At 33.5% G+C, this 12,441-nt stretch carries 12 protein-coding genes; 11 read left to right on the top strand and 1 reads right to left on the bottom strand.

Going from position 1 to position 12,441, the window contains the following annotated elements; all coding sequences use genetic code 11:
* The first annotated feature begins 9 nt into the window (after positions 1 to 9).
* The 7 genes from ABZP37_RS07855 (at position 10) to gap (ending at position 7,206) form a co-directional block, all read left to right on the top strand.
* Entirely contained in the window at positions 10 to 1,071 is a 1,062-nt protein-coding gene (locus tag ABZP37_RS07855) for a glycosyltransferase (RefSeq protein ID WP_366187071.1), read from the top strand.
* 96 nt (positions 1,072 to 1,167) lie between these two features.
* A complete protein-coding gene (murB, locus tag ABZP37_RS07850; RefSeq protein WP_366187069.1) occupies positions 1,168 to 2,181 on the top strand; it encodes a UDP-N-acetylmuramate dehydrogenase in 1,014 nt (337 codons plus the stop codon).
* 88 nt (positions 2,182 to 2,269) lie between these two features.
* On the top strand, positions 2,270 to 3,376 hold the full coding sequence (locus ABZP37_RS07845; protein ID WP_366187067.1) for a glycosyltransferase: 1,107 nt from the start codon (positions 2,270 to 2,272) through the stop codon (positions 3,374 to 3,376).
* Positions 3,367 to 3,918 (top strand): sigma-70 family RNA polymerase sigma factor, encoded by a 552-nt coding sequence (locus ABZP37_RS07840; RefSeq protein WP_366187066.1) that lies wholly within the window; start codon positions 3,367 to 3,369, stop codon positions 3,916 to 3,918. The genes ABZP37_RS07845 and ABZP37_RS07840 overlap by 10 nt, the downstream gene beginning before the upstream one ends.
* Before the next feature lie 292 nt (positions 3,919 to 4,210).
* Positions 4,211 to 5,062: an energy transducer TonB gene (locus ABZP37_RS07835; RefSeq protein WP_366187064.1), complete on the top strand. Its 852-nt coding sequence runs from the start codon at positions 4,211 to 4,213 to the stop codon at positions 5,060 to 5,062.
* Between the two features lie 205 nt (positions 5,063 to 5,267).
* Complete coding sequence (gene lipA, locus ABZP37_RS07830; RefSeq protein WP_366187062.1) at positions 5,268 to 6,137, top strand: lipoyl synthase; 870 nt, start codon at positions 5,268 to 5,270, stop codon at positions 6,135 to 6,137.
* Positions 6,138 to 6,210: 73 nt separating this feature from the next.
* Positions 6,211 to 7,206, top strand: coding sequence for a type I glyceraldehyde-3-phosphate dehydrogenase (gap, locus tag ABZP37_RS07825; RefSeq protein WP_366187060.1), 996 nt, complete (start codon positions 6,211 to 6,213; stop codon positions 7,204 to 7,206).
* A gap of 46 nt (positions 7,207 to 7,252) precedes the next feature.
* On the opposite strand, the gene ABZP37_RS07820 is transcribed toward gap, so the two are convergent.
* Complete coding sequence (locus ABZP37_RS07820) at positions 7,253 to 9,289, bottom strand: dihydrofolate reductase (RefSeq protein ID WP_366187058.1); 2,037 nt, start codon at positions 9,287 to 9,289, stop codon at positions 7,253 to 7,255.
* 285 nt (positions 9,290 to 9,574) lie between these two features.
* Here ABZP37_RS07820 and ABZP37_RS07815 point away from each other — a divergent pair, with 285 nt between their 5' ends.
* From ABZP37_RS07815 to ABZP37_RS07800, 4 genes are all read left to right on the top strand, one after another.
* Positions 9,575 to 10,792, top strand: coding sequence for a transcriptional regulator (locus ABZP37_RS07815; protein WP_366187057.1), 1,218 nt, complete (start codon positions 9,575 to 9,577; stop codon positions 10,790 to 10,792).
* 66 nt (positions 10,793 to 10,858) lie between these two features.
* The gene (locus ABZP37_RS07810) at positions 10,859 to 11,401 is read left to right on the top strand and encodes a sigma-70 family RNA polymerase sigma factor (RefSeq protein ID WP_366187055.1); all 543 of its coding nucleotides are present in this window, start codon (positions 10,859 to 10,861) and stop codon (positions 11,399 to 11,401) included.
* Positions 11,402 to 11,434: 33 nt separating this feature from the next.
* On the top strand, positions 11,435 to 11,833 hold the full coding sequence (locus tag ABZP37_RS07805) for a hypothetical protein (protein ID WP_366187054.1): 399 nt from the start codon (positions 11,435 to 11,437) through the stop codon (positions 11,831 to 11,833).
* Positions 11,834 to 11,845: 12 nt separating this feature from the next.
* Positions 11,846 to 12,298 (top strand): sensor of ECF-type sigma factor, encoded by a 453-nt coding sequence (locus tag ABZP37_RS07800; protein ID WP_366187052.1) that lies wholly within the window; start codon positions 11,846 to 11,848, stop codon positions 12,296 to 12,298.
* The last annotated feature ends 143 nt before the right edge of the window (positions 12,299 to 12,441 follow it).

Raw genomic sequence — 12,441 nt, 5'->3', positions numbered from 1 at the left:
AAAAAAGGAATGAAAAAAAGAAAAATACTTTTCCTTGGAGAAACCTACAGAGCCGATGCCATCACCTGGATGAATGGTCTGCAAGAATTTGGAGATTTCGAAATTATTAGCTGGGAGTTAAAAACACCTTCGCACGGTAAATTCCGTAGAGTTATGAGGCTTTTTGAATATGTATTTGCCCCTATTCAAACCAAAAAAATAATTAAAACACATCAACCTGATATGATTATTGCAGAAAGAACGACCAGTTATGGTTTTCTCGCTGTCATATGCGGTGTCAAGTTAACTGCCATCGCCCAACAAGGAAGAACCGATTTGTGGCCAAAAAAGTCTATTTATTATCCCCTTAAAAAAATAATTCAGAATTACGCCTTCAAAAAAGCCACGCTTATTCATGCTTGGGGACCCGTTATGGCTAATTCTATGGTGAAAGCCAAAGTAAACATGTCTAAAGTCTTAGTATTACCTAAAGGAATTGATTTATCTAAATTTGAGAATATAAACACCGCTAATCCAAATAAAATATGTGCCATTGTCACGCGCTCTCTTTTACCGGTTTACAGTCATGACATTATTTTAAAAGCATTTGCAATACTGCATATAAAAGGATTTAATTTCTCGCTCACTATTATAGGAGATGGAACCCAACTCGAATCTTTAAAAAATTTATCACGAGAATTAAATATTGAAGACAAAGTAATCTTTACTGGAAGAATCTTAAATACAGACTTACCAAAAATATTACAAGACTCCAATTTTTACATCAGCATGCCACTCACTGAAGGTGTTTCCGGCTCTTTATTTGAAGCCATGGCCTCTAATTGTTATCCAATAGTTTCAGATGTCGAAGGCAATCAAACTTGGCTCAAACATCGTAAAAACGGCCAACTAATCCCTAAAAATGATTTCAAAACCCTGGCAGATTCTATTATTTGGGCTTTTGAAAACCCATCACACCGTAATGAAGCAATTCTTAACAATCGAAATTTCATAGAAGAACATGCCAATTACAAAAAAAACATGAAAATTATTGCAGACAAGTACCATAAACTTATAGATGCTAATCAGTAATTATTAATTGACAAAATCTACTTTAAATAAACCCCAAACAACTTATTTATTCTTACTTTTGGGTTCTGAATTCATTTTTAAAAACGCCTTTCTTTTATGGAAATACAACACGATTTTTCATTAAAAAACTATAATACTTTTGGTATTGAAGCCAAAGCAAAAAAATTTATCGCAGTTCATTCTACTGAAGAATTAAAAACCGTTTTAGCACAAAACAAAAACGAAAAAAAATTCATCCTTGGTGGAGGTAGCAATATGTTATTAACTCAAGATATTGAGGCACTAGTCATTCATATTGACTTAAAAGGAAAAAAAGTAATTCAGGAAAACGAAGATTCAGTTTGGATTGAATGTCAAGCTGGGGAAAACTGGCATGAGTTTGTTCTTTGGGCCATTGAGCAAAACTTTGGTGGACTTGAAAACATGTCCCTCATTCCTGGTAACGTAGGGACAACTCCTGTTCAAAACATTGGCGCTTATGGCGCTGAAATGAAAGATAGTTTTATTTCTTGTCAAGCAGTACAAATTGAAAATCAAGAAAACAAAACTTTCATCAAAGACGAATGTCAATTTGGATACCGAGAAAGTATTTTTAAAAACCAAGTCAAAGACCAATTCATCATTACATCTGTTGTTTTTAAATTGACCAAACGCAATCATAAAACCAATACTTCTTATGGTGACATCTTGACTGAATTAACAAAAAACAACATTACAACTCCCACGATAAAAGAGGTGAGTAATGCTGTTATCTCCATTCGTAAAAGCAAACTTCCAGACCCTAAAGAATTAGGTAATAGTGGTAGTTTCTTTAAAAACCCCATTGTTAGCAAAAAAGAATTTGAAAAAATCCATCTGAAATTTCCTGAAATGAAATTTTATGACATCTCTGAAACTGAGGTTAAAGTACCCGCAGGATGGTTAATTGAACAAGCAGGATTCAAAGGCAAACGCTTTGGTGACGCAGGAATCCACAAGAACCAAGCACTCGTTCTAGTAAATTACGGCAATGCTACAGGTCAAGAAATACTAGCCGTTTCCAAAAAAATACAACAAACTATATTTGAAACCTTTGGTATTCAAATAGAAGCTGAAGTGAATGTCATTTAAACACTATAATAAGCTTGAAATTTTATTATAAAATTCATAATTCTATTCATACCTTTGCACTCGATTTAAAACAACCTTATAAAGTCCGATGCTTATACTATTACTTTACTTTTTTATACTTATTGTTATTGTTCAACTAGTGTATTATCTTGGCATTTTTGGGAAATTTGCTTTTGCGAAAGCGCAAAAAGCAACACCAAAAAGAATCCCTATTTCGGTTATTGTTTGTGCTAAAAACGAAGCCAAAAATGTAGCCGATTTCATCCCACTACTCGCTGAACAGAACTATCCTGACTTTGAAATTGTTTTAATTGATGATGCGTCTAGTGATAGCACTTTGGAAATTTTTGAACAATTTGAAAAACTATACACAAATATCCGCATCGTAAAAGTAGAAAACAATGAAGCTTTTTGGGGAAACAAAAAATACGCCTTAACCCTCGGAATAAAAGCCGCTAAAAAAGACTATCTTTTATTTACTGATGCTGATTGCTATCCTACTTCAAAAGAATGGATAACCGCAATGAGTTCTCAATTTACTATGCATAAAACAATTGTGTTAGGATATGGCGGATATGAAAAAATTTCCAATTCGTTTTTAAACAAAATCATTCGTTTTGAAACCCTTTTAACGGCGATCCAATATTTATCTTGGGCTAAATCAGGAAATCCATATATGGGCGTAGGTCGAAATTTAGCCTATAAAAAAGAAGAGTTTTTCAGAGTAAATGGCTTCATCAATCATATTCAAGTACGTTCTGGTGATGATGATTTATTCATCAATGAAGCTGCTAGTTCAAAAAACACCACCATAGCCTATACACCAGAGAGCTTTACTTATTCAAAGCCTAAATCAACCTACAAAGAGTGGATCGTACAAAAGAGAAGACACTTATCTACTGCCAATCACTATAAAACATTAGACAAATTGCAGTTAGGTACTTTTTATTGTTCTCAAATTTTATTTTTCACTCTAGCTATTCTTTTACTATCACTACAATTTCAATGGATAATTGTTTTGAGTTTAATTGTAATTCGATACCTCGGTACCTGGACCGTGGTAGGTTTTTCAGCAGGAAAACTTAAAGAAAATGATATAAAATACTGGTTTCCCATTGTTGAATTGTTTCTTATATTGTCACAAATGAATATCTTTATCGCTAACTTATTCTCAAAACCAGTCCATTGGAAATAAATAATCAAATAGAAAAAGCTAAAAAAGGGGATCAAACTGCCTTTACCTTTCTATTGAACTATTACTGGAACGAAGTATATGGTTTCATGCTCAAACGAACTGAGAATGAAACCAATGCAGAGGATATCACCATCGAAACCTTCTCCAAAGCTTTTGACAAAATCACCACTTACAACCCTGAATTTCAATTCAATACATGGCTCATTAGTATTGCCAAAAATGTACATATAGATTTGTTGCGCAAAAACAAAGCCAGTCTTTTTGTTGAAATAACCGAGAAAGAAGATCAAAAAGCACACAATATTGCTGACACTACACCTTCTGCCGAAGACGAACTCATCACAGAGCAAAACCTTTCCCAACTCTTACGTTATATCAAGGAGCTGAAACCACATTATCAGGAAGTGATTCAACTGCGCTATTTTCAGGAAATGAGCTATCAAGAAATTGCAAACTCTATTAACGAACCTTTAAGCAACGTCAAAGTCAAACTCCTACGTGCCAAAAAACTCCTAGCCGAAATCATTCGAGACAAACGCTAACAATATTCCGTTTTATAATAATGCGCCTATTCCTGCTAACCGCTTTAGCCCTCCATTAGGATGCTTTCTTTACTAGTCACTACAGGAGCTTCTAAAGTCGCTCTGTAGCAACTGTAAAAAATAGCATCCTAATTCTCGGGGCTACCGCTATTATCAGGGGCGGAGACGAATCGTATTCAAAAATGAAAATATATCCAAAATCAACACAATAATTTTCTTACTAATGCGTTAAAATATAAATACATACCGCCTATGACTTGATTGCTACCTAACCATTAAAACCTAATGAATTATGTCAAAATCAAGCATTTACGAAGCCAACTGGATTAATCTAGTTTTCGAAAACAGAAACAAAGAGTATGGAGCATATCAACTGCGCCACGAAACCACCAAAACCTCTCTTCTTGCCCTATTAGTGAGTCTTTCATTATGTGCCGTTTTATTAGTAATCCCAAAAGTGTTACAGAGCTTTCATAACACAAACACAACCATCATTGAAAACGTACTCCCTACAATAAACGAAACCATAACACCAGTCAATTTGACTCCTTTTATTGAAGAAACAAAACCGATACTAAAAAACACATCTCCAGAGGTGAAACCCCAAATTATTACAGAAAAAGTAGACACTCAAACTTTAAAAAAACCTACTATTGTTCAAGCTAATGAAGCCACGCCAGATATTCCAAAAAACAATACTATTAGTCCAACAACAGTTGATCCAAATGCAATTATAGGAACAACACCAACAGTTTATTCAGGAAATAGTGCCGTAAATGGAACTGGCACTGGAAATAGCGCAAACACCAACACCGATTATAGCAATACTATTGTTACCATTGCGAACTTAGACAAACAACCCGTATTTCCTGGCGGAATAGAAAAATTCTACAATTATGTAGGGCGCAATTTTGAAACTCCCGAAATCAATGAAGAAAAAAATGTTCGAATCATGGTTTATTTTGTCGTTGAAAAAGACGGAAGTATGACGGACATCCAAGTGAAAAATAATCCTGGATATGGCTTAGATAAAGAAGCCATTAGAGTATTAAAATCACTAAAGACTAAATGGACTCCTGGAACAATAGAATCTAAACCTGTACGCACCGCTTACACCTTACCCATCACCATTCAAATGAATTAATACGTAAACCGAAACTATTAAAAACTCGTAATAGCGAAGAATCATTTCAATTTATGACAAATTCCTTCAATTTCCACAACCAATAAACGTCAAACAGCACTTAAATGATGCTGTTTTTTTTTAACATATCTATAGCAAAGCAACGATAACTTAAACACTCTTTTTAAATACAGTTTCCTTATCTTTGTAGCCTGAAAATTGATATATGGAAACTGTTTTAGATACTACTGCACCTGTTGCAAAACCAAAATGGCTTAAAGTAAAACTCCCAATAGGAAAAAAATATACTGAACTTCGTAGTTTGGTTGACAAATATAGTTTAAACACTATCTGTACCTCAGGAAGTTGCCCAAACATGGGCGAATGCTGGGGCGAAGGTACTGCTACCTTTATGATCTTAGGAAATACTTGTACCCGTTCATGTGGATTTTGTGGCGTAAAAACAGGACGTCCTGAAACAGTAGATTGGGACGAACCTGAAAAAGTAGCTCGTTCAATCAAAATCATGAACATCAAACACGCGGTTATTACCAGTGTGGATCGTGATGATTTGAAAGATGGAGGATCTATCATTTGGATAGAAACCGTAAAAGCCATTCGTAGAATGAACCCAAACACGACTCTTGAAACTTTAATTCCTGACTTTCAAGGAATTGAAAGAAATATAGACCGTGTTGTAGAAGCAAACCCAGAAGTGGTTTCACACAATATGGAAACCGTACGTCGATTAACTCGTGAAGTACGTATTCAAGCTAAATACGACCGTAGTCTAGAAGTATTACGCTACCTAAAAGAAAAAGGAATCAAGAGAACTAAATCTGGAATCATGTTAGGTCTTGGTGAACAAGAAGAAGAAGTTTACCAAACTATGAGAGACCTTCGCGATGCCAATGTAGACGTAGTAACCATTGGTCAATACTTACAACCTAGTAAAAAGCATTTACCCGTAAAAGAATTCATAACACCCGAACAATTTGCTATATACGAACAATACGGATTAGAATTAGGTTTCCGTCATGTCGAAAGCGGCCCATTAGTACGTTCTTCATACAAAGCGCAAAAACATATTTTATAAATAAACAATGGTTTAATCGGTTAACTGTTTAACCGATTAAGCTGTTAAACGATTAACCATATAACCTTTTCATTTGAAAACTAGAATTGCCATCAACGGTTTTGGACGCATCGGTCGAAATCTTTTTCGATTATTACTCAACCACCCTACTATCGAGGTCATCGCTATCAACGATATTGCTGACACTAAAACGATGGCGCATTTACTAAAATACGATAGTATTCACGGCGTTTTACCCGCTAAAGTAACTGCTGATGAAACTGGATTTTCTGTTGATGAGCAACATTTTTTATTTTACCACGAAAAAACCATCTCCAATCTTGACTGGAAAAGCCTAAACCTCGATTATGTGATTGAGTCCACCGGGAAATACAAAACCTTTGACGATATAAACGCGCATATTTTGGCTGGAGCCAAAAAAGTAATTCTTTCTGCTCCTGCTGAAGTAGAAAATATCAAAACAGTTGTTTTAGGAGTCAACGAACAAATCCTTGACGGAACTGAAACTATTATTTCTAATGCCAGCTGTACGACTAACAATGCGGCACCAATGATTAAGGTGATTGATGAACTATGTGGAATAGAACAAGCATACATCACTACAATACACTCCTACACCACTGACCAAAGTTTACACGATCAACCACACAGAGATTTACGTCGGGCTCGTGGTGCAAGTCAATCTATAGTCCCTACAACTACAGGAGCAGCAAAGGCATTGACCAAAATATTTCCTGAATTAGATAATAAATTAGGAGGTTGTGGAATTCGTGTTCCTGTACCCGATGGTTCTTTGACTGATATTACTTTTAACGTAAAACGAACAGTAAGTATTGAAGAGATCAACCAAGCTTTCCAAAAAGCAGCCCAAACCAATTTAAAAGGAATCTTAGACTACACAGAAGACCCAATCGTCTCTGTAGATATTTTAGGAAATCCGCATTCGTGTTTGTTTGATGCTCAATTGACCTCCGTTATTGATAAAATGGTGAAAGTTGTAGGCTGGTACGACAATGAAATCGGCTATTCCTCTAGAATTATTGATTTAATTTTATTTACTTCAAAATAAAAAACTTCTTTAAAAAAAAATCTTAATTTTCACATTCTACTAAAACCTAATTTTCTAAAGGCAAAAAACTAAAATTATTAGAATATGACAACATTTGCTCCGCAAACGTTTTGGGTTGCTTCACTTCAACAGCAATAATTATACCTTTCGAATTTAATTTTGGCTCCAAAACTGGATTAACAAAACCACTATAAGGAGCAGAAGGAAACTGTTTGTTTCTATCTAAAACCTCAGCATGTAGTTTGGCATCAATTTTTACTCCATAATTTTCAACTAAAGCTTTGGCTGCTTCATAATCACCTTCGGATTTGATGCGTTGTACTTCTCTCAATAATTGTCCAAACAGTTCGTGAAGTTTTCCATAATCCGTAATATTGAAATAAGTTTTACCGTTACGAGTGTTTTTTACAATAACCTCATCCTGAAGGCCTTTTTCATATACCCATGCACTCACCCACTGGCGGTTTCGCATATGAGCTTCCTCAATACTTTCACCTAATTTAATTCGGATTAATTGTGTAAATAACCCATTTCGAATATAGGCGTCATAAGATTCCATTCCTACTTCTTGCCAATTAACCACCAATCCTAGTTCTTCAATTTTAGGATTGTACAAGTAATATAAAGCCACCAAATCAGCTCTACCTTCTTCCATTGTTGAAGCGTAACTTTTTAATGTTTCTTTAGGAGTCCCAACACCTGCATTAATTTGTCCTGAGGCATGCCCTACCACTTCATGTAAAGCTGTATGCAATTTATCCCCAGTCGCACCGTATTTTTTTGCTAATTCAAGTTCTTCATCATCATTAACAAATTCGGCGACCCTGTCTTTTCCAGCCGATTTTGAGTAAGCTTCAACAATATTTCCTAATGATACCGATTTAGACCCATATTGAGCTCTAATCCAATCCGCATTGGGCAGATTTACTCCAATAGGTGTACTAGGCGAGGAATCACCTGCTTCCCCTGCTACAATCACTGTTTTATAAGATACCCCAACTACATTTTTCTTTTTATGTAATTCCATTAATGGAGAATTATCTTCAAACCATTGTGCATTTTTGGATATTACTTCCATTTTCTGCGACATATCAAAATCCTTAATTTGTACAATATTTTCGTAGGAACCACGATAACCCAAGGGATCATTATACACCTCAACAAATCCATTGATATAATCAATATTCCCATCAGTAGCTCGCAACCATGCAATATTATAATCGTCCCATGTTTTTAAATTTCCTGTTGTATAGTATTCAATTAACAACCCTAAAGCATCAGCTTGCATACTATTCTCAGCAACCGTTTTGGCCATTTCCAACCAATAAATGATTCTATCAATCGCAGCACCATACATACCGTTACTTTTCCAAACTTTCTCTTCCAGCTGACCTTGTTTATTTCGAACCAACTTAGAATTCAACCCAAAAGAATAGGGTTTCTTTGGATCTGGACTCTTCTTTTGAGCATAAAAAACCTCAATCTCTTTATGTGAAATTCCGTTTCCATAAAAATTTATTGCGGAGCCTTCCACCAATCCTTTGGACTCATCCAAATTTACTTTTTTACTGTCTTTTTCATTAAAAAGTACAGCAATAATATTGGGTTCTAAAAAAGTTTTAGTACCCTTCAAAAGCGTAATAAAATATTTTTCAGAAAATTCAGGTTTGATTTTATCATTGGAATAATGGTGGTGAATCCCGTTTGAAAACCAAACTCTTTTTAAATATATTTCAAAATTTACCCAATCTGCAACTGACTTATCACCTTTATACTTAGTATAAATTTGCTCCAAGGCTTCTCTTATTTTTAAATTATGTTTGTAATTTTGATCCCACATAATATCTCGCCCCGAAGTACCAGCTTGAGTTAGATAATAAACCAGTTGTTGTTCTTTCAACGTTAAATTCTCCCAATCTGGGATTTGATAACGCAACACTTTAATGTCCGCAAATTGCTCTACAACATATTCAAAAGAAGTATTGTCTTTAACTTTGAATGCCCGTTTATTTTCTTTTTGAGAATGAATAACCACCGACACTAGTAGCATTACAAACAAATTTAAACTGTATTGAAATTTCATTATTAATTTATTTTCTATTACTAATTAACAAATATAGTCATTATAAAAAAAGCAATAAGATAGAGGGATACAAGAACTTAGAATCATAAAGCACCTCTATTATTCAAATCAAACAGGATTTTTTAAACAATATAATTATCAAAAATCCGTTAGAACTAGCTAAGCAATTTATACTATTTACTTTTCAAATATCCCTTAGAAAACCAATCCTTTACATTTTTTACATTGGGCGCCAAAGTATATAAATAAATATATAACTTTACATCAGAAAACAATCCTATTATTATGCGAATTCTAAAATATCTAATCCTTTTAGTACTACTAAGCTTTGTAACCTTGTCAATTTTTGTTGCTACACAAAAAGGCGAATTTAACATTGAAAGAAGCAAAGTCATTAATAGCTCAAAATCATCCGTTTACAACTATGTAAATGACTTGAAAAATTGGGAAGATTTTGGTTCTTGGATGGAAGAAGATACCCTAATAAAAATAGTATATGCGCCAACAACTATAGGCCCTGGCGCTTCATATTCATGGGAAGGAAACGAAGGAAGTGGAAAGATGAAAACTCTTTTTGTAAAAGAAAATGACAGCATTGCTCAAAAAATGAGTTTTAATGACACTTCATCCAGTGTATCATGGAGCTTTAAAGACACTGTTGGAGGAACTAAAGTGACATGGAAAACTACTGGAGAAATGAGCTTTTTTTTCAAGATATATGCTGCACTAAATGGTGGTCCTGACAAAATCATTGGTCAGATGTATGAAAAAAGTCTAAACAACTTAGACAAAGCATTAGATTATGAAATCAATACTTATACAGTCAAAGAATATGGTTTAGTTAAAAGACCTAATATCTACTATATTGGACAAACATTTACATCCGAGATTGAGAAGGTTTATAAAAACGCAAAGATTGCAACACCTAATATTAATGGTTTTTGCCAAGAAAACAATATTAGTATTACAGGAAAACCTTTTATCATTTACCACACCTATGATTTAATTAAGCAAATAACCAAAATCACTATTTGCATCCCTATAAAAACGGAAATTTTCATAAGTCCAGGTAGTGATCTTAACTCCGGAAAACTGGAAGCTACTGAAGCTGTTAAAACAGTATTGACTGGTGATTATTCCCATATGCAAAAAGCCATAGATAAAGGCATTGCCTTTTTAAATAAAAACCAAATTAAAGCAGACCCAACTATTTCACATATTGAATGGTTTACTCTTGATCGAAATGAAGTGAAAAATCCATCCAAATGGGTTACCGAAATTTATATTCCACTTACGCCTAAAATAATTGCTCCTAAGGTCACAATTACACCAACAGTAACACCCACACCCGAAACTGTTGAAGTAAAAGAAGAAGAAACACCTATTGCAACGCCTATTTCCATTAAAGTTCACCCTTTGAAAAGCATTAAACCTGTAATCAAAAAAATTGAACCTAAAAAAATGCCTGTGATTGAGAAAAGAGAAGAACCATCTGAATTTTAGTTCCGAATAAACTCAATGCAAAAAATTTAAATTAATTTTCAACTCACATCTGAATCCATTACTGTTTTGCTCGAAGAAAAAGATTTTATTGAACGATTGTTAGATCCTAGAACGCAAAACGAATCGTTTCAAAAACTCTTGTTTGATTATCAGAAACCATTATACAACCACATTCGAAACATTGTGCTAAATCATGACGATGCTGATGATGTATTGCAAAATACCTTTATAAAAGTATTTCAACATTTAAAAAATTTTAAAGGTGAAAGTAAGTTGTTTTCATGGATGTATCGGATTGCTACCAATGAGGCACTTACTTTTTTGAACCAAAAAGTTAAAAAAAGTGGAATAACTTCAGAAACATTGCAAAACAAAGTCATTGATAACTTAAAATCAGACACTTACTTTGATGGGGACGAATTACAAATAAAATTACAAAGAGCAATTACCCTACTTCCTGAAAAACAACAATTAGTATTCAAGATGAAATATTTCGAAGAGTTAAAATATGAAGAGATTTCTGAAATAGTAGGAACCTCAGTAGGAGCTTTAAAGGCGTCTTATCATCATGCTGTAAAAAAAATTGAAGCATTTATTACCAACAATTAAACCTTTAGCAGCTTATTTAGTCTAAACTATATCATGAAAGAATTTAAATTAGATACAACCCCTAAAATAAGTACTGGTTTTAAAACACCAGATAATTATTTTGATACTTTATCAGAAAGAGTAATGCAACATTTACCTGAACCTGAAAAAGAGTCAAACTTAATTTCTATTTTCAGAAATAGAAAGCATATTATATTAATGGTGGCAGCTGTTTTTGTAATTGCATTATTGATACCAATCATATATACTACAGCAACAAAAACAACAGAAATTGACGATAGCGCTATTGAAAATTATTTGAGTTATCAATCAAATGTTACCCAATACGATATCATTAATTTACTGGACAATGAAGATATCGACAACTTGAAGTCCACAGTTGCGATTGATATTAATGAAATGGATATTGATTTATCAACAGAATCTAATTAAAGACATAACGAAATGAATTTCAAAAAAATACTTTTTCTTTTACTAACCTTGTCATTTTATTCATATGCTCAGCAAGGGATGTCCGAAAAAAGAGACCAAATTAAAGATTTAAAAGTTGCTTTTTTCAATTCAGAGTTAAATTTGTCCTCTACTGAATCAGATAAATTTTGGCCTATTTACAACACTTTTGATGACAAACAATTCGAAATCAGGCATCAAAAAATCAAAACTTATCGGAATTTAATGAAAGATCAGATCTTAAATAAAATGAAAGAAAAGGAAGCCAGCGATTTACTTTCACAAATTGAAAGCACTGATGAGGAGCTTTATCAACTTAGAAAAAATTTGATTAACAATTTAAAGAGGGTATTACCCAAAATCAAAATCATTAAATTAAAAAAAGCTGAAGAAGACTTTAACCGAAAACTACTTCAACAGTATAAAGAAAAAAACTCAAAAAATTAATTTTATTATTCCCAATCAAGTAGCTATCGCTTCGAGATTGGGATTTTTTTTTACGCAAAACTCTACTAATTTCCAAATAATTTCTATTGTTTTATAAATTACAAATACTGGATTTTCACCCATTATGAATAAAAGTTAAACTT

Origin of the sequence: Flavobacterium ovatum (assembly GCF_040703125.1) — a bacterium.
GTDB lineage: Bacteria > Bacteroidota > Bacteroidia > Flavobacteriales > Flavobacteriaceae > Flavobacterium > Flavobacterium ovatum.
Note: the sequence above shows the minus strand (reverse complement) of the source record. Positions and strands in the feature narration are given on the sequence as shown.